Consider the following 22,924-nt stretch of genomic DNA (forward strand, 5'->3'; position numbering starts at 1 on the left):
GGGGATGCGGTTGATTGTTGCAAATGCAGGATGATGTGGTGAGAAAACGGCAGTTTATTCCGTCAATGATCATCCATACCATAGCGTCCATGCCGCTTTTGGGCGGTTTTCATTCAAGAAAGGATGTTTGCCATGACCACTGTTGCCACCACCGCCAAGACCGTGATCGACACCCGCAGCGCCCCTGGCCGTCACTGGGTGGGCGATGGTTTTCCCGTTCACGGCATGTTTGGTTACAACGGCGCGGATGTGCCCAGCCGCAGCCCGTTTCTGATGCTGGACTATGCTGCGCCGACTGAATTTCCACCCAACAGCGGCTACCGCCGTGGCGTGGGGCAGCACCCGCATCGCGGCTTCGAGACGGTCACCATCGTCTATGAGGGTGAAGTCGAGCACCGCGACAGCACTGGCGCTGGCGGCGTGATTGGTCGTGGCGATGTGCAGTGGATGACGGCCGGTGCCGGCATCATTCACGAGGAGTTTCATTCCGAGCGCTACAGCCGCGAAGGCGGGCCATTCGAGATGGTGCAGCTGTGGGTCAATCTGCCGAAGAAGGACAAGATGACCCCGGCGCACTATCAGGGCATTACCGATGCGCAAATCCCATCCATCGCGTTGCCGGGTGATGCCGGTCGAGTGCGGGTGATTGCCGGACGTTATGGCGAAGGCAAAGGCCCTGCCGAAACCTACAGCCCGATGAACGTCTGGGATATGCGCTTGAAGGCCGGACAAAGCGCCGACTTGGCGCAGCCCGAAGGCTGGAGCACGCTGATTGTGGTGCTCGATGGCACGGTGCTGGTCAATGGCGAGAAGGTGCTGCGCAAGGCCGAAATGGCCACGCTCTCGCATGAAGGCAGCGGCGTGACCATTGAGGCCAATGCCGACACCAAGGTGCTGCTGCTGGCCGGTGAGCCGATTGACGAGCCGGTGGTGGGCTATGGCCCGTTCGTGATGAACAGCCAGGCCGAAATCGCCGAGGCCATCCGTGACTTCAACAGTGGCAAGTTTGGCCGCATGGCTTGAAGCGTGGCGGCAGGCCATCACCTGCCGCCTATCCGTTAGGGCCTGTTCACCCTAGGCAAGGAGATCGCGTTGTGGCCTGTAGGGGCCGAGCACAAGGCGGCAACCGCAGCAAGGCTGGATGCCTTACGAGGATTGCCAACGCCGTGGGCGGCCCCTACAGGCCACAACCCTTGGGGAAGGCATGAAAAATCCCCCCGCTCGGCGTTGCCCGTCTTGGGCGTATCGACATACGCCCTGCGACGTGCGCCTTGATCGGAGCGATTTTTCAGGCCTTCGCGACTCTTTGCATAGGGTGAACAGGCCCTGGCCACTGGGCTTGCAGGGCGCAATGCCATCAATTGCAGCGCCTTCCCCCATTTCTATCCCCAGCCCAAAGCCAAGGAGCACACATGACCCCACAAAAATTCACCGCCCATAGCAAAGACGTTGGCGGCATCCCCGTTGCCCGGCTGGTGCCGCAGGCCGGGCGTCGCACCATCGGTGCCTGGTGCTTTCTCGACCATATCGGCCCGGCTCGCTTTGAGGCGGACAGCCCCGGCCTGCAAGTCGGCGCGCATCCGCACACCAACCTACAAACCTTTACCTGGATGCTGGAAGGCGAGCTGTTGCACCGCGACAGCCTGGGCTTTCGGCAAGTGATTCGCCCAGGCCAGGTCAATCTGATGACCGCAGGCACGGGTGATGCGCACGGCATCGCCCATACCGAGCAGACCCCCGAGGGGGTGCGCAGCCTGCACGCAGTGCAGCTGTGGATTGCCCTGCCGATGAATCAATCCATCGCGCCGGGCTTTGTGCATTACCCGGAACTGCCCGCCTGGCAGGACGAGAACGCCAACGGCGTGCGCTATGTGCTCACCACCGGCCACTTTCAGGGGCGCACCGCGCCCACCACCCAGCACAGCCCACTGCTTGGCGTGGATGTGCAATGCCAGGCTGAGGCCAGCCTGCCAATATCCTGCCAAAGCGGTTGGGAATACGGCGTGCTGGTGATTGCCGGTCAGGTGCGCATCGGCGGTGAAACCTTTGGCGCCGATGAGCTGGCCTTCATCGCTGCGGGCGAAACCCAGTTCGCCATCGAAGCGGAAGCCGGCAGCCACTTCCTGCTGCTGGGCGGCGAGCCGCTGCCGCACCCCACCGTCATGTGGTGGAACTTCGTCGCCGACAGCCGCGAGGCTTTGGCTCGCGCCGTGGACGAGTGGAACAACCACAGCCCGCGCTTTGGCGAGGAAATCGACCTCACCGACACCCCGCTGCGGCGTTTGCAGGCGCCAGAGGAGCCCGGCAACCTGCGCTAAAGCTGCATGCGGCCTGCCAGCGCGCAGGCCGTCATGTTTCAATCGCGCTCATGATGGATGTTGACGCCCTGACTGCGCACATTCGTGCGCAGCTGCACCAAGACCCCACGCCGGCGCAGATTGCCGCGCATTTCGGGGTTAACCGCTTCGCCCTGAGCCGCTGGTTTCGCGCCGAAACCGGGCTGTCGCTGCGCGACTACATTGCCGCGCTGAAAATCGAGCAGGGCATTGCCCCGCTGGTACAAGGCCAGCCAGTGATTGCCTCGCAACTGGAGGCCGGCCATGCCAGCGCCGCCACCTACGCGCACCGCTTCCGCGCCCATACCGGGCAAAGCCCGCGCGACTATCGCGCACAGGCCGCCACCTTCAGCGCCACCTTGCGGCAAGCGCTGCATGACGGCCGCGCCCGGGTGCTGCCCTACCACGGCTTCGACCCCGCCGCCCATCCGCAAACGCATACGCTCAACGTGGAAATACAGGGCGAGGGGCTGGCACCGCTGGTGTTTGTCGGGCTGTTTCCCGAGCCGATTCCGCGCGGTGTGCCGGTGCTGGGGCGGGCGCTGTTTCACACCCGCCGCTTTGTCATCGACCACATTCCCGACGGTCGCTACCACTTGCTCGGCTGTGAAATGCGCCCCAGCCTCAACCCGCTGGATTTCTTCCGCCTCAACCACTGCCTGCGCGCCCTGCATCCCGAGCCGATTGCCTTCCCGCTGCCTGCACCGCAAACGCTTGATTTAGCCTTCCGCCCGCTGCGTCCCAGCGACCCGCCGATCACTGTCAACATGCCCAAACTGCTGTTTGACTACCTGCGCCAGCGCAATCCGTGACAAATGCCGTGCGGCGATTTGCGGCAGGATGGCGAGCCTGACCATCCCCGTTGAGCGACTTTGCCCTGTAGGGTGTGCCCTTCATCGGTTTGTGAAGCAGGTCTGTGGCAGAGATCAACGCATCGCCGCGCAGATTGCCCGAAAACGGCATTGAAAAACCCATAAGGAGCGTTTGCCATGATCACTCTTTACGCACTCAAGCAATCCCGCGCCTATCGCATTGCCTGGTTGCTGGAATTGCTCGGCCTGGAATATCGCGCGGAAGTCATCGCGCGCGATGCCGAAACCGCGCTGGCGCCCGACAGCCTGCGCCGCATCCACCCGCTGGGCAAATCGCCGCTGATAGACGACAACGGCTTGGTGCTGGCCGAAAGCGGCGCGATTATCGAATACCTGATGACCCGGTATGGACAGGAAACCGCGTTGAAGCCGCCGGTCGATAGCCCGATTTATCCCGATTACCTGTTTTGGCTGCATTACGCCGAAGGTTCGCTGATGCCGTTATTGGTCATGTCGTTGGTCTTTCGCAAAATCGAAACACGCAAAATGCCGTTTTTCGTCAAACCCATTGCCCGCAAGATCAGCGACGGCGTGCGCGCCTCGTTTTTGAACCCGCAACTCAAACGGCATCTGGAATTTGTTGAAAGCAAATTGGCAGGCCGCGCCTGGCTGCTGGGCGAAAAAATCAGCGCCGCCGATGTGATGATGAGCTTTCCACTACAGGCTGCGGTGTCGCGCACCGCGCTGGATTTGCCCCATATCGCCGCCTACGTGCGCCGTATCGAGGCCGACCCGGCCTGGCAGCGCGCAAGCGAGCGCCTCGGCAAACTGGAATTGCTCTAACGTATCCATTTTCATCCGCGCCACAAGCGCACCCGCTCACCCCACACAGGAGAAACCTCATGAAAATCAGCCACTATCTTTATTTCAACGGCAATTGTGCCGAGGCCATGACCTTTTACGCCGAACTCTTGGGCGGCAAGCTGGAAATCATGACTTATGCACAAATTCCGTCCGATCCCGACATGCCGCCGCTGTCCGAAGCCGATAAAACCAAAGTCGCGCACAGCCAGCTGATGCATAACGGCGAACGCCTGCTCAACGCCAGCGACAGCCTGCCGGCCTTTTGCAGCGAAGGCGGCTTCCAGCCCATGCAAGGCTTTCAGGTGGCGATTAACGTCGATACCCTGGCCGAGGGCGAGCGCATTTTCCGGGCGCTTTCGGAAGGCGGGCAGGTGCAAATGCCGTTTGCCGAAACCTTCTGGGCCAAGGGCTTTGGCATCGTCACCGACCGCTTCGGCACCCCGTGGCAGGTGAATGCCGAACTGCAAAGCTACTGAATGCGGCAGGGCGGCAGCCGTTGATTGATCGCTGACCGTCTGGCGCGCCATTTCCGGCGGCTTTAGTCTGGCGGACACGACAACGTGCAGGAGACCCCACATGCAACGGCTTTATCTTGCCTTGTGCCTGATCGGCACCGCTCTGCCACTGGCGCAGTTCATCCCTTGGCTGGCCGCACACGGTCTGCACCTGCCGCTGATGTGGCAACAGATTCAGGCCGACCGGCTCTCGGCCTTTGCCTGGGCGGATGTGCTGGTATCGGCCTTGGCGCTGATCCCTTTTGTGCTGGCCGAAAGCCGCCGCCTCGGCCTGCGCCATGGGCCGCTGGCCCTGCTGGGGCTGGCGGTTGGCGTGTCATTGGCGCTGCCGCTATTTCTGTGGCTGCGCCAGCGGCATCTTGACCACGCTTGGTCGCAAGGAGAAAACCCATGAACACATCCGGCCACAAAGTACTGATCACCGGCGGCGCCAGCGGCATCGGGCTGGCGTTGGCCAAGCGCTTCCATGCCGCGGGCAACTCGGTGGTGCTGGCAGGCCGCCGCGCCGATGCCCTGGCCGAGGCGGCGCGCGCCTTGCCCGGCGCGCAAACGGCAGTGGCCGACATCACCCAGCCCGCCGACCGCGCGCGACTGTTGCAGGCGCATGGCGATATTTCCATCCTGGTCAACAACGCCGGCATCCAGATCAACCGCCCCCTGCTTGAGCAAGACCAGGCCGACATCCGCCACGAGCTGGAAACCAATCTGGCCGCGCCGGTGCTGCTGACCCATGCGTTTTTGCCCGCGCTGCTGCGCCAGCCGCAGGCGGCCATTGTCAATGTCTCCTCGGGTCTGGCAATCGTGCCCAAGGAGGCGGCCAGCATCTATTGCGCCAGCAAGGCTGCGTTGCACAGTTTTTCGCAAACCCTGCGCTGGCAGCTGGAAGGCACGCCGGTGCAAGTGTTCGAGCTGTTGCCGCCCTTGGTGGATACCGCCATGACCCAAGGCCGCGGTAAGGGCAAGATCAGCCCCGATGCATTGGTCGCCGAGTTCTGGCGCGCTTTCGCGGCCGACCGCCATGAGGTGCTGGGCGGCAAAACCCGCCTATTGGCATTGATCCAGCGCCTCTCGCCCGCGCTGGCGCAGCGCATCATGCGCAAGGGTTTGTAGCGCGGCTTGGCGATTGGCAAAGGACGGCATCATCGGCCTTGTGCGGCATTGCGGCAGACGTTGCTGCGGCTGCCTGAAACCACTTCAGGCAGCCTCGCGCTGATTTGAAGATGCCAGATCCATCGCTTGCCTGCTTAAATGAATTTGTTTCATTAAAAATGACGCAAGCGGAGGCTGGCATGAATTATCAAATAAGGGAACTAAAATCGTGCGAAATTCCGTTATTGAATGAATTTCTGTATGAGGCGATTTTCATTCCTGAAGGGGCGCAAGCGCCGCCCAAAGATATTGTGAACCACCCTGATTTGCAGAAATATATTGCAGATTTTGGCGGAAAAGATGATGTCTGTTATGTGGCGGAAGTCGAGGGTAAGGTGGTAGGGGCGGTATGGACGCGCATCATCCATGATTTTGGCCATGTTGATGATGAAACCCCGTCCCTTTCCATTTCGATTTTCAAGGGGTATAGAAATTTGGGTATTGGCGCGGCGCTTATGCAACAAATCCTTTTGACTTTGAAAAAGCGAGGATACAAGCAAGTTTCGCTTTCGGTTCAAAAAGCCAATCCTGCGCTGCGCATGTATGAAAAACTGGGTTTTGAAATTGTCCGCGAAAATGAACAAGACTGCATCATGGTTCGTAGGCTTTGATTTGTGAAACCCCCAGAATATGGCCGGACAAAACCTGCTTTCTGTGCCCGCGCGCAATCCGTGACAAATGCCGCACGGCGATTTGCGGCAGGATGGCCGGTTGACGTCGTGCCCCATGGCAATGCTGCCTGAAAGCGCTTCAGGCAGCCCTTGACACATAAGGAGAAACATCCATGACCCCATCCACCCCGCTGGCCTGCCGCTGCGGCCAGACGCGCATTGAAGTGATCGGCGCGCCGTTTATGGTGACCGAATGCCTGTGCAACAGCTGCCGCGCCGCCGCAGGGCGTTTGGCGACGCTTGCGCAGGCGCATAACCTGCTCACCTCTTTGGGCGCAACGGCAACCGCCCTGTATCGCAAAGACCGCGTGCGCTTTGTGGAGGGCTTTGACCGTCTGGCCGAATTTCGCCTGACGGACGATTCAGGCACCCGGCGAGTGGTCGCCATCTGCTGCAACACGCCCCTGTTCATGGAGCTCAAGGGCGCGCACTGGCTGGATATTTACCTGCATCTGTGGCCGGCGGCTGCCCGCCCCAAGCCGCAAATGCGCACCATGGCGAGCGACCTGGCCGATGCCTCGGCGCTGCCCGACGACTTGCCCAATCTGCCCAAACAATCGCTGGGGTTCTACGCCAAGCTGTTCGGCGCGTGGGCGGCCATGGGCTTCAAAAATCCGCCCATTGCCATCAAGGAGAAGCTGCATGTCTGACGACAAAATCGCCATCGAAAACATCAACACGCCGGGCAAAACCGCCCGCGTCGATCGCGCGAAATACCTGGCCATGCGCAAGGCCTTGCTGGCGGTACTGCCGCCCGAGCCGCCGGGCATCACGGTAGCGCAGGCCAAGGCGGCGCTTTTGCCGCAGTTGCCGCAAGCGCTCTTTCCCGGCGGCGCCACCGCAGGCTGGTGGCTGAAGGCGGTTCAGCTCGATCTGGAAGCCAAGGGCATCATCCAGCGCGCGCCCATCAAGCCGGTGCATTTGTATCGCGTCGGCGCGTAGCCAGGCTTGGCGTGCATTTTCGGTGCGCCAGATGCAAGCCCGATGGACGGCATGGCCGAATGGCACATCGCCCTCGCAGGAAAACCCCGTGAAACTCATTGCCTATCAAAAATCACTGCCAGCGACTACCCGTATCTGCGAAGATCCTTTTCTCAGTAACCCGCCATAAGGTTTGAAAGCCTCAAAAGCCAGACGCCTATTGCCTTCATTCATAATAATGCCGCGGTGCTTTTTGAAATTTGTCTTGTGAATTGTCAATATGGCTTGTGCCCATTTTTGCGATTGGATCAGGAATGAGAAAGCTTGTCTATTATGTCGCGACCAGTATTGACGGCTATATTGCCGATAAGAACGGTGATGCTTCCGTTTTCCCGGCAAAGCCTGAGACCTTGACTCATTTGTTCTCCCGCTATCCGGAGACTTGTCCGCAGCACCTGCGCCAGCCTCTGGGCGTCACCGGATCGCCGCGTCGCTTCGACACGGTGATCATGGGCTATCGCACGCACGAACCAGCGCTGAGAGCTGGCCTGACTAGCGCGTACCCACATTTGAAGCAAATTATCGTTACGCATCGGACATTGCCCGATGATCCCGCTGTCGATGTCTGGTCGGGCGATCTCGCTCCGCGTATTGCCGAGCTAAAGCGGCAGGCTGGTGGCGACATCTGGCTTTGCGGCGGCGGTAATCTTGCAAGTCAACTCATCGAACACATTGATGAGCTGCAAATCAAGCTGAATCCGCTCATCCTTGGCGCGGGCACGCCTTTGTTCGCCGGCTCTCCCCTTCGTTCTTGGCGACTTCAGGCCAACGAACCAATTCCGGGCAGCGTCTGCCTCCTTACTTACGACACCAATGAAGAATGACTCAGCTCAGGCCAGGGCGATTTTTATTGAAATCGAATATTTTTGAAAGTTTATCTTCTTTTTTTCTTACCCGTCACACACGTGCACTCCTCCGCGTCGATCGCGCGAAATATCTGGCATGCGGGAGGCTTGACATGCATTTTTGGTATGCCCGACGCAAGCCCGCAGGCTGCCGGAACACGGCCTTGGCAAAACATCGTTGAAAAATGGCCCTGAAAAACAAAAAAGGACATGCGCCATGATCACCCTTTACGCACTCAAGCAATCCCGCGCCTACCGCATTGCCTGGCTGCTGGAATTGCTCGGCCTGGAATACCGCGCGGAAGTCATGGCGCGCGATGCCGAAACCGCGCTGGCGCCCGACAGCCTGCGCCGTATCCACCCGCTGGGCAAATCACCGCTGATTGATGACGATGGCCTGGTGCTGGCCGAAAGCGGCGCGATTATTGAATACCTGATTGGCCGCTACGGGCAGAAAACGGCGCTGAAGCCGCCTGCCAACAGCGCGGCCTATGCCGATTACTTGTTCTGGCTGCACTACGCGGAAGGCTCGCTGATGCCGCTGCTGGTGATGTCTCTGGTGTTCCGCAAAATCGAAACACGCAAAATGCCGTTTTTCGTCAAACCCATTGCCCGCAAGATTACCGACGGCGTGCGCGCCTCGTTCTTGAACCCGCAACTCAAACGGCATCTGGAATTTGTCGAAAGCAGGCTGGCCGGACGCACCTGGCTGCTGGGCGAGGAAATCAGCGCCGCCGACATTATGATGAGCTTCCCCTTGCAGGCCGCTGTGGCGCGCACCTCGTTCAATCTGCCCAATGTCGCCGCCTATGTGCGCCGCATTGAAACCGACCCGGCCTACCAACGGGCAGGCGAGCGCATCGGCAAGCTGGAATTGCTGTAGTTTGAACAATGCGGACTGAAACCACGCTGGCCGGACAAGTCGCCACGGCTGGATAAACCGGAGCCATCCCATGAACCATCCCGTTGAAATCTACCAAAGCCCCGACGGCCAAACGCAGGTGGAAGTGCGGTTTGACGGCGATACCGTGTGGCTGAGCTTGCAGCAAATGGCCGAGGTGTTTGGCCGCGACAAATCGGTGATTTCTCGGCACCTGAGGAACATCTTTGCCGAGGGCGAATTGATGCGGCCTTCAGTTGTTGCAAAAAATGCAACAACTGCCGCCGATGGCAAAACCTATCAGGTTGAGTACTACAACCTCGACGCCATCCTCTGCGTCGGCTACCGCGTCAACTCCAAGGCGGGCACCCAATTTCGCATCTGGGCCACCACTCGCCTGAAGGAATACCTGCTGCAAGGCTACAGCCTGAACCAGCAGCGCCTGGCGCAAAACGCCGCCGAGCTGGAACAGGCCCTGGCGCTGATCCGGAAAACCGCGCGCTCCCCGGCGCTGACACTGGAAGGCGGGCGCGGGCTGGTCGATATCGTCAGCCGCTACACCCACACCTTTTTGTGGTTGCAACAGTACGACGAGGGTCTGCTGGCCGAACCGGCGGGCGAAAGCGGCGGCGCACTGCCCACGGTTGAACAGGCCCGCGCCGCGCTGGCCGGGCTGAAGGCGCAACTGGTGGCGCGCGGCGAAGCCAGCGCCCTGTTTGCGCAGGAGCGCGGCGACGGACTGGCCGCCTTGCTGGGCAATCTGGCGCAAACCGTGTTTGGCGAGCCCGCCTATCCCAGCATCGAAAGCAAGGCCGCGCACCTGCTGTATTTCGTGGTCAAAAACCACCCCTTTGCCGACGGCAACAAACGCAGCGGCGCATTCTTGTTCGTCGATTTTCTGCACCGCAACTGCCGCCTGCTCGATGCCCAGGGTCAGCCCGTCATCAACGACACCGGCCTGGCCGCGCTCACCCTGCTGGTGGCCGAATCCGACCCCCAACAAAAAGACGTGCTGATCCGGCTGGTGATGCACATGCTGCACAAGGCCGCGCCATGACTATCGCCACCGCCTACCCCGACGGCCAGCCGCGCTGCCACTGGTGCGCCGCCACGCCGCAATACACCGCCTATCACGATGAAGAATGGGGCTACCCGGTGGGCGACGATATCCGGCTGTTTGAAAAACTGTGTCTGGAAAGCTTCCAGTCCGGCCTGAGCTGGCGCACCATTCTGGAAAAACGTGAAAACTTTCGACACGCCTTTTGCGGTTTCGATTTTCATCAAATGGCGCGCTTTGACGAGGCCGATACGGCGCGCCTTTTAAACAATCCCGGCATCGTGCGCCATCGCGGCAAAATCGAAGCCGTCATCCACAATGCCCGACGGGCGGTGGAATTGATTGAGCAAGAAGGCTCGCTGGCCGCCTTCATCTGGCGCTTTGAGCCGCCCACCCCGCCCCCGCCGCAAATTCGCGCGCAATCCCCCGAATCACAGGCGCTGGCCCAGGCGCTGAAACAACGCGGCTGGAAATTCCTCGGCCCCACCACCGTTTATGCCTTCATGCAGGCTATGGGGCTGGTCAACGACCACGCCCCGGGCTGCGCCCTGCGCGCCAAGGCCGAACAGGCGCGGCGGATATTCAAAATCCCGCAGTGAATACTTGCCCCACAATCGCCAATGGCTTGCCGATTGGGCCGCAAACAGACGGCCCGGACACACCTTCCCAAAACCGCCCACCCCAAGCCTGAGCATAAGACCATGATCGACAGCGAAGCATTACTGGCCGCTCTGCACAGCGCCGCCGACCCCGAGCGCGCCGTGCCGATGAAGGCGTATATGAAAAACCGCTTTGATTATCTGGGCATTGCCAAGCCCCACATCGCCCAGATTTGCAAGCCGTTTTTCAAGCAGGCGGCAAAACAGGATATTGATTGGCGATTCGTCGCCCAATGCTGGGAAAGCCCGTACCGCGAGCTGCAATATTGCGCACTGAACTATTTGAAAGCCATGCAAAAACAGCTCACGCCGCAAGACATCCCCCGCCTTGAAAAACTGATTACTGAAAAATCGTGGTGGGACACGTCCGACGTGCTCGACCGCATTGTCGGCGGCATTGCCTTGAATTACTCGGAAGTGAACGCCGTGCTGCTGGACTGGAGCCGCAGCGATAATATCTGGCTGCGGCGCGTCGCCATCGATCATCAGCTTTTGCGCAAAGAAAAAACCGATACCGCGCTCCTGGAGCAAATTATCCGCAACAACCTGGCGCAAAAAGAATTTTTCATCAACAAAGCCATCGGTTGGGCATTGCGCGACTACAGCAAAACCAACCCCGCATGGGTGCGTGCATTCATCACCCGCCACCGAAGCCACATGGCGGCTTTGAGTATCCGCGAAGCGGAAAAGTATCTGTGATGCTGCCTGAAAGCTTTTCAGGCAGCCTGGTCGGTGGGGCGCAAGGGTTTTTTAGAGCGTGTTATGCACTTTCCGGCCCCCGTGCGAGAACGCCTCGGTGTGCGCAGTACAAAGCGCCGTCTGCACCGTCGCCGACTGGACGCTCAGCGCCGAACACATGGCGCAACTGGACGCCGCCAGCTTCCGCATGCCGTCCTATCCCTACTACCCCTATTGGAACGGCCAGTTCGTCGAACTCAACCCGCCGCCGGTGGCTGCAGGGGTTTAGCACGGGCACGCCGAATCCGCGCTCATTCTTTCTGCATGAGCGTTGCCGCTCAGGGGGGATGCCAATCAAGCCCGGCCAGCGCCTTGGCCAGGTAATCGACAAAGGCGCGCACGCGCGGCGGGGTGTGGCTGCGGGTGGGCATCACGGCGTAGATGCCGCTGTCGGGCAGGCGGCAGTCGGGCAGCACGCGCTCCAGCCGCCCGGCGCGCAGGTCTTGGTGTACGTGCCAGAGGGAGTGGATGGCGATGCCTTGCCCGGCGATGGCGGCCTGGCGCAGGGCGTCGCCGTAGTTGCTGGCCAGGCGGCCGTGCACGCGCACGCTTTCTTCTTCGCCTTCGGGGTTGATGAGGCGCCAGTAGTAGTGCGGGCGGGGCTGGCTGTGGTGCAGCAGGCAGTCGTGTTCGGCCAGGTCGGCAATGCGCTGCGGCGCGCCGCGGGTTTTCAGGTAGCCGGGGGCGGCGACGAGCGCGCGGCGGTTGTCGGCCAAGCGCCGGGCGATCAGGCTGGAGTCGCCCAGCGTGCCGATGCGGATGGCCAGGTCAAAGCCGTCGCCCGCCAGGTCGATGGGGCGGTCATCCAGATGCAGGCAGATGTGCAATTGCGGGTGGGCGGCGAGAAAGCCGGGCAAAAGCGGGTTGAGGTAGTGGCTGCCGAAAGAAGGCGGGGCGGTGAGGCGCAGGGCGCCGCTGATGCGCTGGCTGTGCTGTTGCAGGCGGCTGGCGAGGGCTTCGAGTTCGGTCACCAGCGGGCGGCCTTCTTGGGCTAGCGCCAGCCCTTCGGGCGTGGGGTGCAGGCGGCGCGTGGTGCGGTGCAGAAGGCGCAGGCCCAGTTCGCTTTCCAGCCGTTGCAGGCGCTGGCTGGCGACGGCGGGAGAGATGTCCATGTGCCGCGCGGCGGCGCTGATGGAGCCGCTGTCGAGCACTTGCAGGAACAGGGCGATGTCGCTCAAGCGGTTCATGGCGTTTGCGGCAGGCGGACGGCGGTTGCCTGATGGCGGGGGTGGTGCGCGGTGGCCGTAGTAGTCATTTTGGCTCCTTTTTCAATTTTTCTTTGAAAGAGATTCAAGAATACGCCGGTTTATGCGGGTAATCAAAAAGCGGATAGTGCGCGCTTTTCCACGATAAGAAAAGGATGCCCATGCCGCTTTCTGCCCCTCAACGCCTGCCGCTGGCGGTGTATGCGCTGACCATTGGCGCGTTCGGCATCGGCACGACCGAGTTCGTCATCATGGGGCTGTTGGTGCAGGTGGCTGCCGAGTTGCAGGTGACGCTGCCGCAGGCGGGTTGGTTGATTTCCGCTTATGCGTTGGGGGTGTTTTTCGGCGCGCCGCTGCTCACCCTGGCCACGCGGCGCTTGCCGCACAAGGCCACGCTGCTGGGGCTGATGGCGGTGTTTACCCTGGGCAATCTGGCCTGCGCGCTGGCGCCCAGCTATGGCTGGCTGCTGGCGGCGCGGGTGTTGACGGCGCTGGCGCACGGCAGCTATTTCGGCGTGGGGTCGGTGGCGGCGGCGCAGCTGGCGCCGCCGAACAGGCAGGCGCAGGCGATTGCCCTGATGTTTACCGGGCTGACGCTGGCCACCTTGCTGGGCGTGCCCGCCGGAGCCTGGCTGGGCTTGCACTACGGCTGGCGCTCGACCTTTTGGGCGGTAACGGCCATTGGCGCGCTGGCGGCGCTGGTGGTGCTGGCCTTGGCGCCGCGCACGCAGGCCGATGCGCCGCCGGGCCGGGTGCGCGATGAGGTGCGCCAAGCGCTGCGCCTGCCGGTGCTGTTGGGGCTGGGCATGACGGTATTGGGCTTTGGCGGCCTGTTCGTGGTGCACAGCTATATCCAGCCCATTCTGATGGAAGCGGCCGGATTTACCGAAAGCGCGGTCGCGCCCATCCTGCTGCTGTTCGGCGTGGGCATGGTCATCGGCGGCCTCGCGGGCGGCAAGCTGGCCGATCGCGGCGTGGCGCGCGCGTTGCTGATCAGCCTGCCGGGGCTGGCCGCCGTGCTGGCCCTGATGACCGCCGCCTTGCCCAGCCGCCCGGCGGCGGCAGGGTTCTCTCTGCTGCTGGGCGCGGCCGCCTTTGCCACCGTGCCCACGCTGCAAATGTGGGTGCTGCAACGCGCAGGCCGGGCGCAAAGCCTGGCCTCCAGCCTCAACATCGGCGCGTTCAACCTGGGCAATGCCATTGGCGCGTGGCTGGGCGGCGTGGTCATCGCCCAGGGGCTGGGCCTGCACGTACTGCCGTTGTTCGCTGCTGTCATGCCGCTGCTGGCCACGATTGTGGCCTGGGTGGCCATCCGGCGCGAGCGCTTGCGCCGACCTGAACACCTTTCCCATTGATACCCAAGGAGTCATCCCTATGCAATACCGCTTCCTCGGCCAATCCGGCCTGAAAGTTTCCGCCTTCGGCTTCGGCGTGGGCACCTTTGGCGGCAAAGGGCCGCTGTTTTCCGCCTGGGGCGATACCGACGCCCAGTCGGCGCGCCGCCTGCTGGACATTGCCATCGAGACCGGCGTGAATTTCTTTGACACCGCCGACGTCTATTCCGACGGCGAATCCGAGCGCGTGCTGGGCGAAGCCATGCGCGGGCGGCGCGACCGGCTCATCCTCTCCACCAAAACCGCGCTGCGCCTGGGCGAAGGCGTCAACGACGCCGGCGCGTCCCGCCACCGCCTCTTGCGCGCGGTGGACGCCAGCTTGCAGCGCCTGGGCACGGATTACATCGACCTCTTGCAACTGCACGCCTTCGACGCCCGCGCCCCGCTGGAAGAAACCTGGCGCGCCCTCGATGATCTGGTGCGCGCGGGCAAGCTGCGCTATGTCGGCGTCTCCAACTACGCCGGCTGGCAGCTGATGAAAGCGCTTGGCATCAGCGAGAGCCGCGGCTGGGCGCGGCCCGTGGCGCATCAGGTGTACTACTCGCTGATCGGACGCGATTACGAATGGGAGCTGATGCCGTTGGCGCTCGACCAAGGCGTGGGCGCCGTGGTGTGGAGCCCGCTGGGCTGGGGGCGGCTGACCGGCAAACTGCATCGTGGCCAGCCGCTGCCTGCAGGCAGTCGCCTGCACCAAACCGCGCAATTCGCCCCGCCCGTGGCCGACGAACACCTGTGGCGCGTCACCGATGCGCTGGACGCCATCGCCGCCGATACCGGCCGCCCCGTGCCGCAAATCGCGCTCAACTGGCTGCTGCAACGCCCGAGCGTCGCCACCGTGCTGATCGGCGCACGCAACGAAGAGCAGTTGCGGCAAAACCTCGCCGCCGCCGAATGGACGCTCAGCGCCGAACACATGGCGCAACTGGACGCCGCCAGCTTCCGCATGCCGCCCTATCCCTACTACCCCTACTGGAACGGCCAGTTCGCCGAACTCAACCCGCCGCCGGTGGCGGTTGGATAAAACTCGAGCCACTTTCAGGCAGCTTGTGAGGCTGCCTGAAAGAAGGGCTTCTTAACTCAAGCATCGTTAGAGTATTGTTTTACTTCGATCTGAACGGGCTCGCGGATGTGGTGAGTTTTTATGATTAGAAGTGGATTCTTTGGGTTAGGCGGCGCTGTAAACCAAAAATAATCGGTAAATACATCATATTCTGATTTATCAATGTTTTTTGGTGTGGGTGTGGGATTGCTTCCTAGATTTTCTGGCATAGCATCCGGCCAAGCTAAAGGGTGCATCTGATGAGATCTGTTTGGGGGTGGCAGTTGAACCGGGAGACGAAGCTCTCCAAGGCTTCCGCCAAATTTATTATTCATTCCATTCGCTGCATGGATGGCCGCTTCTATTCTTAATGACTGACCTGAGCTTGGCTCGTCATCGCTTTTCACCATAAAAACGCCATTGACACCGTTGGCGTGGTGTTGGTGATATGCCTTAAGTTGCGCCTCTCTTTTTTCGCTGCCATGAGGGCCTGTTAAATCAAAAATGCGTATCCCCCATATTTCTTCCAGCTCTGAAGTGGGCATTTCAAATAAACACTGACTATCCAAGTTGCTGTACATCTGGTAGAGCAGATCATCAATGTCTTTGATTGGCGCAAGATTTTTACAGGCGGCTTGCTTCATGGGCTCACTCGCTTTTTCCGGAGTAGGGACAGGCTGCGCCTGACTGGCGCAAGCGGCCAGCAGCAAGACGCTGGCAGATAAAACAATATTCTTCATTGGCTTCTTCCTTTCAAATATAGATATCCCTTTTGGTCAAGCCCATTTCAGTAACGCGCCACCTTTATCGCGCATTTAGTCTCATGTCAACAGGTATGAATGCCTTATATATTCATATATTCATAGGCGCATGCCCCCAAGTTCAACTGGCTACGCCCCGCTCCAGCGTCGCCACCGTGCTGATCGGCGCGCGAAACGAAGACAAAACCTCGCCGCCGCCGACTGGACGCTCAGCGCCGAACACATGGCGCAACTGGACGCCGCCAGCTTCCGCATGCCGCCCTATCCCTACTACCCCTACTGGAACGGCCAGTTCGCCGAACTCAACCCGCCGCCGGTGGCTGGAGCCGTTTAGCGCAGTGCGCCAAACCCGCGCCAGCTTTGCGTGAGCGCCTATGCTCACGAGTTCTCTGCTTCCCCCTCCAACACCCGCAGCAAGGCGGCAAGGCCTGCATCCAGTTGCTGGCGGTGTATGCGCTGACCATTGGCGCGCTGGCCCGGCGGTTGCAGCCTTATCTGCTGGTGCAAGTGCCGCGCCGGGCCCACGCCGCCTTGCGGAAGGGACCACCCAGCCCGTAGCGCCCAAGCGCTGGGGCGAGCAGTTCATGGCCCTGGTCAATCCCGGTATTTACAGCCCGCAGTACGGGCTGTGGCGGGAAGAGCCGACGTTCATGGCATCCGTGAAAACCATTGTTGAAACAAATAAGCAGCCAAGCTTAGTGCATCAGCGTATTCCGGGTCAGAGGCTTCCAGCTCTTTAACAGCCATGATGCCAATATCAATCGCCAATCCATCAATCGAAATTTTCCCCGCAACGGCATCTTGCATATTTTTCAGCTGTTCTTTGGCGTGAATATAAACCCCATAATTTCGGTTTGCATTCAAACGAAATTCCGTCATTTCTTTTGCCTTGGCGATTGCTGCTAGCAAGTTCTCGCTAATCATAAGTTGTACCGTTTTTTTTTTTTTTTTCTGATCGCTTCGTTGAGAATCGATTATAAATATTCCGGGCTGGCCAGGATTGAGGTCAGCCAGCCTGGCTTACGATCAGCAACAGGAACTACCAATTTATTTTCTTGCTCGAATCCAAATATTTTTTCATCCATTTGTCTCTTCTTTGTGATGACATGGAGAAGTCAGATATGTCGTCATATCCCAAGTCCAAATCCATTTTTCCCGAGGGATTGATTTTAAAAGTTGCGCTCGTCCAGCTATGCTTAAGCTCTTCTTTAAAGTCGTTATGGAATTCTCTAAAACAATCCAAAAGATCATTCAGACCTTCATTCAAATAGAAATATTCTCCCTTTCTTTCGAAAAATAATCCAATAGAGTCGATATCATCCAGCATTTCAATCCTGGCATATGCAGAATCAAAATTCTGATTGAGCGCTTCAAGTATTGCTTGACCAATCTTGTTGTAGTGCGTTTCAGCGTTTTTTATCATAAAACCTCCTTGCTGCAATCAGCGCCATGAATATTTCTGAAGTGAATGGGATTCCGCGGAATTCCATCAATCCATTGTCTAACAGTTTCTATGTCTGCCCCTCCAACACCCCCAGCAAGGCTGAGAGCAGGCGCATTTCGTTGTGTTGGTTATAAGAGCCTGCTCATAGTCTCCATTGCGGTCGTATTTCCGGTTAAAAACCGCGTCTGCTGCGTTGAAAAACTTACAAGGTGTCCAACCTTGTGCGTATTTTCGTCTTGCATACACGATTTTTCCTCGAAAAACGTCTACACAAGAAAACTATGAACAGGCTCTAAGGAAACATCAGAGCATGGCCCGGTAAGCGCGCAGCGCCTGGGCAGTTTGGACCAAACCTTGGCGACACAGGATATCGAGATAGCGCTCCGCATCTATCGGCGGATGTTTGAGTTGGGCGCGTTGGCGTTGTGCGGCCTCTATCACGGCAGCCGTGTCAATATCCAACAGCCTGTCTACGAACGCATCGGGATGCTGCGCTTCGATGCCGTATGCGGTCAGCGTCTCTGCGGGGAAATCGCGTGTGTTGAAAGTCACGATCACGCTGGCGCCGCAGCGAATCGCCGCCGCCAGCACGTGGCGGTCGTCCGGGTCTGGCAGTTGCAGCCTGGCGATCAGTGTTTGGTAGCCGTCCACCAGGCCGTCCGGGATTGCGCGATCCATCAGTTCGGATGTCCGGTCAAGCTGCGGCCTGCTCAGGTCGGGCCTGTTACGCATCAGGTTGCGCTTCCACTCCTCATGAATGTCATGGCTCCAACGCGCCCGCAACCGCCCGGACAAGCCCAGCCACATGAGGAAGTCGCGCAGCGGCGCGGGATACAAAACACAGGCGTCATAGACGGCCGTCAAGGGAGAGCGCCTCACTCGTAGCCCATGCCCAAGGTTTGCGACTGCTGGGCGAGTTCGGCCATGGCCTGCGCGCTCGCACGCTCGCGCGCCTGCTTGTACTCCATCAGGTCGGCCAATTTCACCCGGCGGTGTTTGCCGGTGCGATGAAACGCCAGGACGCCTTCTTCGAGCAGTTTGACCAGATGGGGGCGCGATACGTTGAGCAAATCCGCAGCCTCCTGGGTGGTCAGCTCCGTATGGACGGGCACCACCCGCACGGCGTTGCCATCGGCCAGTTCGGCCAGGATATCCACCAGCAATCGCAGCGCCGAGGTGGGCAACTCCACCTGATGCGCGTGTTGATGGTCATCAAAAATCTGGATGCGCTGCGTCTTCAATTGGGTTGCCAGACAGGCCGCCAAGGCGCGCTGACCCTGCTCGGCGGCCTTCATCTCTGCCTCGGCGGGCAGCATCATCTTGGATGGGGCGATGGCAGTCATGGGAGCTCCTGAAACAAAAGCGGTTACGGCGGCGATTATAATCGAAATAATCGAAAATCGCAATAAACGAAACGCTTTTCTCGGCGGCTGGCGCGGGTGTTCGATAACTGCCCGTGATGGGCTGCTTTTCGTGGCTGCGGCCTGAAGTTGGGGGGAATCGCCAAAAGGGATGGCCGCGCCGCAAGAGTCAGGCGTGATGCAGGGCCGCCTTATTTCTGCGCCTTGTACTTGAAGCGGCATCGAAATGCCGTTTACGGGTTCATCCCGTCTCCCTCCAACACCCGCAGCAGGGCGGCAAGGCCGGCATCGAGTTGCTGGCGGGCGTCGGGCGGCAAGGCGGCGAGCAGGCGGGCTTCGTTGTCCACGTGCGGGACGAGGGCGCGCTCGATCAGCGTCTTGCCGCTGTCGGTCAGCTGCACCAGCAGGCTGCGGGCGTCGTCGGGGTTGGGCAGGCGGCGGATCCAGCCCTGCGCTTCCAAGTGTTTGAGGCGCTGGGTCATGGTGCCGGAGGTGATCATCAGCGCCGCGAACAGGGCGGTGGGGCTCAGCGTATAGGGCGCGCCGCTGCGGCGCAGGGTGGCGAGTACGTCGAAGCCGCCGCTGCTGAGGCCATGTTCGGCAAAGACGGTTTCAAGCCGGGGCTGGATCAGCGCGGCGCAGCGCTTGAGGCGGCCGATCAGCGCCATGTCGGCGGTGGGCAGCTTAGGCAGCTCGCGCTGCCATTGGGCGACGATGGCGTCTACGGCATCGGGCATTGCTTGGTGATCGGGCTGGGTCTTCATGGGAGGTTCCTTGGCGGGCAACAGGTCGTCATTTTATCTTGACTTAAAGATAAATGGCGAGCAGAATGGATTTGTCTTTAATTGAAGATAAATCGAGCGAGGCGCATCCATGAATCCGCATTCCACCCGTTATCCCCTGCTGCTGTTCACCACGGCGCTGGCGCCGCTGATCTGGGGCAGCACGTACTTGGTCACCACTGAATTCCTGCCGCCGGATCGGCCTTTTCACGCGGCTTTGCTGCGCTGTCTGCCCGCCGGGTTGTTGCTGCTGTTGTGGACGCGGCGCTGGCCGCAGCGCGGCGAGTGGCTGCGCTTGCTGCTGTTGGGCGTGCTCAATATCGGCTTGTTCCAGGCCATGCTGTTTGTGGCCGCTTATCGCCTGCCGGGCGGGCTGGCGGCCATTCTCACTTCGACGCAAATCCTGATGGTGCTGGCGCTGTCCTGGTTGTTGGGGCGGCAGCCGCAGCCCAGGGCGGCGTGGTATTGGGCGCTGGCGGGCGTGGCCGGTATTGCGCTGCTGGTGTATTCGCCGCAGGCGCGGTTCGATGCGCTGGGCATGGTCGCAGCGCTGGCCGGGGCGGCCTCGATGGCGCTGGGGCTGTGGTTTTCCAAGCGCTGGCAGTCGTCCATGCCGCTGCTGGCTTTTACCGGCTGGCAGTTGGTGGCCGGCGGCCTGTTCCTGCTGCCGTTGGCGCTGTGGCTGGAAGCGCCGCTGCCGGTGCTGACCCTGCGCCACTGGGGCGGCTACCTGTATTTGTGCCTGGTGGGCGCGGTGCTGGCCTATGCGCTGTTTTTCCGCGGCATCCGCCTGCTGCCGCCTGCGGTGGTGTCCTCGCTGGGCCTGCTCAGCCCGGTGTGCGCCTTCGCGCTGGGCTGGGCGTTTCTCGACCAGCGCCTGAGCCTGCCCGCGCTGCTGGGCTTCGGGCTGGTGCTGTGCGCCATCTACGGCGTGCAACGCGCCTTTCAGGGCAACGCTTCCCAAAATGCGTCCAAGGAGTCTTCATGAATCGGATTGAACTGCTGCGCCGGCGCAGCTCCGCCCATGCCTTTGCCGAAAGCGCCATCAGCGATGCCGAGCTGCGGCATCTGGTGCAGGCTGCCAGCCTCGCGCCCTCGGCCTTCCACCTGCAAAACGGGCGCTTCACCGCCGTGTGCTCGCCCGAAGCCAAGCAGGCTTTGTGTGAAGCGGCCTTCAGGCAGCCCAAGATCGTGCAGCCGCCGCCGTTTTCATCATCAGCGGCGATCTGCTGGGCTACCAAGCCCTGGCAGCCAGGTTGCAGCCGGTGGTCGCGGCCGGACAAATGGATCAGGCCACCGCTGACGGCTGGGTGGCGTTCGCCCAGTCGGCCTTCCACGAACAACCCCAGGCCCAGCGCGACGAGGCCATGCGCAGCGCCTCACTGGCGGCCATGGCGCTGATGCTGGCCGCCACCGAGGCAGGCTGGGCCAGCTGCCGCATGAGCGGCTTCGACCCCGCCGCGGTGCGCCAGCTGGCGGGCTTGCCGGAAAGCCATCTGCCCGTGCTGCTGGTGGCCGTGGGCAAAGCGGCGACCCAGGCGCAGAAAGTGCGGGCGCCGGTCGAGCAGCTATGGCGGCGGATTTGAGGGGTTGGTGCGTCGGCTTGATGTGTGCACCGATACGCTACGGCGCCACTGCGGCGCAACGCCAAGGCGGCTAATCCGATCTGGACAAAGGCATTGCCAAGCTGATCGCCTACGGCACCGCCTTTCTGGCCAACCCCGACCTGCCCCGGCGCTTTGAGCAAAACGCCCCGCTCAACCCGGCCGACCGCGCCACCCTGTTCGGTGGCGGCGAAAAAGGCTATACCGACTACCCGGCGCTCAATGCCTGAGCCTTGGCTTGCAAGGATGGACAGGCAAGCGCGGGCTGCCCATCACAACCATCGCCCCTGCCGGAAAAGCCAACGCCCGCACTATGGGCGTTGGTTTTGCACAAGCAGCTTTCAGGTAGCCTCAGGACGGCTGTTTTGTCGGGCAGCAGGGTGTATTTGTATTGCCTGCGGCGTGTTGATTTTCAGGTGAAAACCGGCAGCCGCCATAGACTGGAACTTCCGCCAAAGTGTGAAATGCTTCCCACACTACGCCTTGCGGGTCTTGCAGCCAGTGTTTGTCGGAATGGGCATAACAGCAATTGGCCGCCGGTTCCGCCCGCGAAATCAGGCCGGCCTGCTGCACGCGCTGGTGAATTTCCGTCAATTCTTCGGCACTTTCAGCCTGAATGCCCAAATGGTTGATGCCACGGCCTTGGGCGCGCGTGGAAATGGCAAAGTTGACGCGCGGGTCTTCCAGCATCCATTTGGCGTAATCGTCTTTACGCACGGTGGGCGCGCTGGCAAATATACCGGAATAAAAACGGATGTTTTCTTCAAGATCATCAACGGAAAGGTGGATGTGCAGACGCTTCATGGTTTGACTCCTATCAGTGGGGCGAGGAACGCCGGTTCAGCCAAGCCACCAGCGACAGCATGACCGGCACTTCCACCAGTACGCCAACCACGGTAGCCAAGGCCGCCCCGGAATGCAGACCGAACAGCGATATGGCCACGGCCACCGCCAGTTCGAAAAAATTGCTGGTGCCAATCAGGCAGGCTGGCGCGGCAATTGCCGGCGGCAGTTTCAAGCGCATGGCAAGGCCGTGTGCAAGAAAAAATATGCCGTAGGTTTGTACCAGTAGCGGAATGGCAATCAGCAAAATGATGAAAGGCTGGCTCAAAATGGTTTGTGCCTGAAAGGCAAACAGCAGCAATACCGTCAGCAGCAAACCAGCCATGGAAAAAGGCTTGAGCTTCACCGCAAGCCGGTGAATGCGAGCGGCTGCGTGTTTGAGCAGCACGCGGGTCAGCCAGCCTGCCACAAGCGGCAACAACACATACAGCACGGTGCTGTAGATCAGGGTTTGCCAAGGGATGCTGATATTGCTGATACCCAGCAAAAAGCCTGCGATCGGTGCAAAGGCAAAAATCATGATGACATCATTCACCGAAACCTGCACCAAGGTATAACCGGCATCCCCGCGTACCAGCTGCGACCAGACAAAGACCATCGCAGTGCAGGGCGCAACACCCAGCAAGATCATGCCGGCAATGTATTGTGTGGCCGATGCTTCGTCCACCCAACCAGAAAACAAAAAACGGAAAAACAACCAGCCAATCAAAGCCATGCTGAATGGCTTGATCAGCCAGTTGACAAATACCGTCAGTAACAAGCCCTTGGGCTGGCTGCCCGCTTTTTTCACGGCAGACCAATCAATCTGCACCATCATCGGATAAATCATCAGCCAGATCAGCAATGCGACCGGCAGATTGATGTGCGCCACTTCCATGCGGGCAATGGCGGCAAACAGATCCGGTTGCCATGTACCCAACAAGACGCCTGCCGCAATGGCCAACGCGACCCACAGGCTTAAAAAGCGTTCGAAAATCCCCATCA

At 60.5% G+C, this 22,924-nt stretch carries 31 protein-coding genes; 22 read left to right on the forward strand and 9 right to left on the reverse strand.

Going from position 1 to position 22,924, the window contains the following annotated elements; genetic code table 11:
• Nucleotides 1-132: 132 nt before the first annotated feature.
• From CLI93_RS04230 to CLI93_RS04305, 16 genes are all read left to right on the forward strand, one after another.
• Nucleotides 133-1,023 (forward strand): pirin family protein, encoded by an 891-nt coding sequence (locus tag CLI93_RS04230; RefSeq protein WP_095541869.1) that lies wholly within the window; start codon nucleotides 133-135, stop codon nucleotides 1,021-1,023.
• A 389-nt stretch (nucleotides 1,024-1,412) separates the two neighbouring features.
• Nucleotides 1,413-2,318 (forward strand): pirin family protein, encoded by a 906-nt coding sequence (locus tag CLI93_RS04235; protein ID WP_095541773.1) that lies wholly within the window; start codon nucleotides 1,413-1,415, stop codon nucleotides 2,316-2,318.
• A 53-nt stretch (nucleotides 2,319-2,371) separates the two neighbouring features.
• Nucleotides 2,372-3,148 (forward strand): helix-turn-helix transcriptional regulator, encoded by a 777-nt coding sequence (locus CLI93_RS04240; RefSeq protein ID WP_238946614.1) that lies wholly within the window; start codon nucleotides 2,372-2,374, stop codon nucleotides 3,146-3,148.
• A gap of 177 nt (nucleotides 3,149-3,325) precedes the next feature.
• Nucleotides 3,326-3,991, forward strand: coding sequence for a glutathione S-transferase (locus CLI93_RS04245; RefSeq protein ID WP_095541775.1), 666 nt, complete (start codon nucleotides 3,326-3,328; stop codon nucleotides 3,989-3,991).
• A 59-nt stretch (nucleotides 3,992-4,050) separates the two neighbouring features.
• The gene (locus tag CLI93_RS04250; RefSeq protein WP_095541776.1) at nucleotides 4,051-4,488 is read left to right on the forward strand and encodes a VOC family protein; all 438 of its coding nucleotides are present in this window, start codon (nucleotides 4,051-4,053) and stop codon (nucleotides 4,486-4,488) included.
• 100 nt (nucleotides 4,489-4,588) lie between these two features.
• Nucleotides 4,589-4,921, forward strand: a complete 333-nt coding sequence (locus CLI93_RS04255; RefSeq protein WP_095541777.1) for a DUF2834 domain-containing protein — start codon at nucleotides 4,589-4,591, stop codon at nucleotides 4,919-4,921.
• Nucleotides 4,918-5,637, forward strand: a complete 720-nt coding sequence (locus CLI93_RS04260) for an SDR family oxidoreductase (protein WP_095541778.1) — start codon at nucleotides 4,918-4,920, stop codon at nucleotides 5,635-5,637. Before CLI93_RS04255 ends, CLI93_RS04260 begins: the two co-directional genes overlap by 4 nt.
• A gap of 110 nt (nucleotides 5,638-5,747) precedes the next feature.
• Nucleotides 5,748-6,287, forward strand: coding sequence for a GNAT family N-acetyltransferase (locus CLI93_RS04265; RefSeq protein ID WP_238945746.1), 540 nt, complete (start codon nucleotides 5,748-5,750; stop codon nucleotides 6,285-6,287).
• A gap of 173 nt (nucleotides 6,288-6,460) precedes the next feature.
• The gene (locus CLI93_RS04270; protein ID WP_095541779.1) at nucleotides 6,461-6,997 is read left to right on the forward strand and encodes a GFA family protein; all 537 of its coding nucleotides are present in this window, start codon (nucleotides 6,461-6,463) and stop codon (nucleotides 6,995-6,997) included.
• A complete protein-coding gene (locus CLI93_RS04275; protein ID WP_095541780.1) occupies nucleotides 6,990-7,289 on the forward strand; it encodes a DUF6958 family protein in 300 nt (99 codons plus the stop codon). Before CLI93_RS04270 ends, CLI93_RS04275 begins: the two co-directional genes overlap by 8 nt.
• Nucleotides 7,290-7,582: 293 nt before the next feature.
• Nucleotides 7,583-8,152: a dihydrofolate reductase family protein gene (locus tag CLI93_RS04280; protein ID WP_095541781.1), complete on the forward strand. Its 570-nt coding sequence runs from the start codon at nucleotides 7,583-7,585 to the stop codon at nucleotides 8,150-8,152.
• 238 nt (nucleotides 8,153-8,390) lie between these two features.
• The gene (locus CLI93_RS04285) at nucleotides 8,391-9,056 is read left to right on the forward strand and encodes a glutathione S-transferase (protein WP_095541782.1); all 666 of its coding nucleotides are present in this window, start codon (nucleotides 8,391-8,393) and stop codon (nucleotides 9,054-9,056) included.
• 70 nt (nucleotides 9,057-9,126) lie between these two features.
• Nucleotides 9,127-10,110 carry a virulence RhuM family protein/type II toxin-antitoxin system death-on-curing family toxin gene (locus CLI93_RS04290; protein ID WP_095541783.1) on the forward strand — a complete coding sequence of 328 codons (984 nt, stop codon included), beginning with the start codon at nucleotides 9,127-9,129 and terminating at the stop codon, nucleotides 10,108-10,110.
• The gene (locus CLI93_RS04295; protein ID WP_095541784.1) at nucleotides 10,107-10,709 is read left to right on the forward strand and encodes a DNA-3-methyladenine glycosylase I; all 603 of its coding nucleotides are present in this window, start codon (nucleotides 10,107-10,109) and stop codon (nucleotides 10,707-10,709) included. The genes CLI93_RS04290 and CLI93_RS04295 overlap by 4 nt, the downstream gene beginning before the upstream one ends.
• A gap of 102 nt (nucleotides 10,710-10,811) precedes the next feature.
• Nucleotides 10,812-11,468, forward strand: coding sequence for a DNA alkylation repair protein (locus tag CLI93_RS04300; protein WP_095541785.1), 657 nt, complete (start codon nucleotides 10,812-10,814; stop codon nucleotides 11,466-11,468).
• 97 nt (nucleotides 11,469-11,565) lie between these two features.
• Nucleotides 11,566-11,736: a hypothetical protein gene (locus CLI93_RS04305; RefSeq protein WP_238945747.1), complete on the forward strand. Its 171-nt coding sequence runs from the start codon at nucleotides 11,566-11,568 to the stop codon at nucleotides 11,734-11,736.
• Between the two features lie 49 nt (nucleotides 11,737-11,785).
• On the opposite strand, the gene CLI93_RS04310 is transcribed toward CLI93_RS04305, so the two are convergent.
• The gene (locus tag CLI93_RS04310; protein WP_095541786.1) at nucleotides 11,786-12,694 is read right to left on the reverse strand and encodes a LysR family transcriptional regulator; all 909 of its coding nucleotides are present in this window, start codon (nucleotides 12,692-12,694) and stop codon (nucleotides 11,786-11,788) included.
• A gap of 173 nt (nucleotides 12,695-12,867) precedes the next feature.
• On the opposite strand from CLI93_RS04310, the gene CLI93_RS04315 reads away from it, so the two are divergent.
• Nucleotides 12,868-14,067 (forward strand): MFS transporter, encoded by a 1,200-nt coding sequence (locus CLI93_RS04315; RefSeq protein ID WP_095541787.1) that lies wholly within the window; start codon nucleotides 12,868-12,870, stop codon nucleotides 14,065-14,067.
• Between the two features lie 19 nt (nucleotides 14,068-14,086).
• On the forward strand, nucleotides 14,087-15,127 hold the full coding sequence (locus CLI93_RS04320) for an aldo/keto reductase (RefSeq protein WP_095995699.1): 1,041 nt from the start codon (nucleotides 14,087-14,089) through the stop codon (nucleotides 15,125-15,127).
• Nucleotides 15,128-15,183: 56 nt separating this feature from the next.
• Here CLI93_RS04320 and CLI93_RS14735 read toward each other — a convergent pair whose 3' ends face one another.
• Nucleotides 15,184-15,885 (reverse strand): hypothetical protein, encoded by a 702-nt coding sequence (locus tag CLI93_RS14735; protein WP_143326985.1) that lies wholly within the window; start codon nucleotides 15,883-15,885, stop codon nucleotides 15,184-15,186.
• Between the two features lie 130 nt (nucleotides 15,886-16,015).
• Between CLI93_RS14735 and CLI93_RS14740 the strand changes: the two genes are divergently transcribed.
• On the forward strand, nucleotides 16,016-16,240 hold the full coding sequence (locus CLI93_RS14740) for a hypothetical protein (protein ID WP_143326986.1): 225 nt from the start codon (nucleotides 16,016-16,018) through the stop codon (nucleotides 16,238-16,240).
• A gap of 314 nt (nucleotides 16,241-16,554) precedes the next feature.
• Here the strand turns inward: CLI93_RS14740 and CLI93_RS14745 are convergent, their stop codons facing one another.
• From CLI93_RS14745 to CLI93_RS04340, 5 genes are all read right to left on the reverse strand, one after another.
• Nucleotides 16,555-16,830: an immunity protein Tsi6 family protein gene (locus CLI93_RS14745; RefSeq protein ID WP_143326987.1), complete on the reverse strand. Its 276-nt coding sequence runs from the start codon at nucleotides 16,828-16,830 to the stop codon at nucleotides 16,555-16,557.
• Between the two features lie 115 nt (nucleotides 16,831-16,945).
• On the reverse strand, nucleotides 16,946-17,329 hold the full coding sequence (locus CLI93_RS04325) for an immunity protein YezG family protein (RefSeq protein WP_095995700.1): 384 nt from the start codon (nucleotides 17,327-17,329) through the stop codon (nucleotides 16,946-16,948).
• 324 nt (nucleotides 17,330-17,653) lie between these two features.
• Nucleotides 17,654-18,229, reverse strand: coding sequence for a PIN domain-containing protein (locus CLI93_RS04330; protein ID WP_095995701.1), 576 nt, complete (start codon nucleotides 18,227-18,229; stop codon nucleotides 17,654-17,656).
• Nucleotides 18,226-18,693: a helix-turn-helix domain-containing protein gene (locus CLI93_RS04335; RefSeq protein ID WP_095995702.1), complete on the reverse strand. Its 468-nt coding sequence runs from the start codon at nucleotides 18,691-18,693 to the stop codon at nucleotides 18,226-18,228. The genes CLI93_RS04330 and CLI93_RS04335 overlap by 4 nt, the downstream gene beginning before the upstream one ends.
• A 251-nt stretch (nucleotides 18,694-18,944) precedes the next feature.
• Complete coding sequence (locus tag CLI93_RS04340) at nucleotides 18,945-19,475, reverse strand: MarR family winged helix-turn-helix transcriptional regulator (protein ID WP_238945748.1); 531 nt, start codon at nucleotides 19,473-19,475, stop codon at nucleotides 18,945-18,947.
• Nucleotides 19,476-19,584: 109 nt separating this feature from the next.
• Between CLI93_RS04340 and CLI93_RS04345 the strand changes: the two genes are divergently transcribed.
• From CLI93_RS04345 to CLI93_RS15530, 3 genes are read left to right on the forward strand one after another with little or no spacing between them, the layout of a single operon-like run.
• Nucleotides 19,585-20,481: an EamA family transporter gene (locus CLI93_RS04345; RefSeq protein WP_095541793.1), complete on the forward strand. Its 897-nt coding sequence runs from the start codon at nucleotides 19,585-19,587 to the stop codon at nucleotides 20,479-20,481.
• On the forward strand, nucleotides 20,478-20,894 hold the full coding sequence (locus tag CLI93_RS15620) for a nitroreductase family protein (protein ID WP_095541794.1): 417 nt from the start codon (nucleotides 20,478-20,480) through the stop codon (nucleotides 20,892-20,894). Before CLI93_RS04345 ends, CLI93_RS15620 begins: the two co-directional genes overlap by 4 nt.
• Nucleotides 20,777-21,079 (forward strand): nitroreductase family protein, encoded by a 303-nt coding sequence (locus CLI93_RS15530; RefSeq protein ID WP_143326345.1) that lies wholly within the window; start codon nucleotides 20,777-20,779, stop codon nucleotides 21,077-21,079. Before CLI93_RS15620 ends, CLI93_RS15530 begins: the two co-directional genes overlap by 118 nt.
• A 369-nt stretch (nucleotides 21,080-21,448) precedes the next feature.
• Here the strand turns inward: CLI93_RS15530 and CLI93_RS04365 are convergent, their stop codons facing one another.
• Together CLI93_RS04365 and arsB are read right to left on the reverse strand one after the other, a co-directional pair.
• The gene (locus CLI93_RS04365; RefSeq protein ID WP_095541796.1) at nucleotides 21,449-21,901 is read right to left on the reverse strand and encodes an ArsI/CadI family heavy metal resistance metalloenzyme; all 453 of its coding nucleotides are present in this window, start codon (nucleotides 21,899-21,901) and stop codon (nucleotides 21,449-21,451) included.
• Between the two features lie 13 nt (nucleotides 21,902-21,914).
• Nucleotides 21,915-22,922 carry an ACR3 family arsenite efflux transporter gene (arsB, locus tag CLI93_RS04370; protein ID WP_095541797.1) on the reverse strand — a complete coding sequence of 336 codons (1,008 nt, stop codon included), beginning with the start codon at nucleotides 22,920-22,922 and terminating at the stop codon, nucleotides 21,915-21,917.
• Between the last annotated feature and the right edge of the window lie 2 nt (nucleotides 22,923-22,924).

Origin of the sequence: Vandammella animalimorsus, assembly GCF_002288875.1 — a bacterium.
In the GTDB taxonomy this organism is placed as follows: domain Bacteria; phylum Pseudomonadota; class Gammaproteobacteria; order Burkholderiales; family Burkholderiaceae_C; genus Lampropedia; species Lampropedia animalimorsus.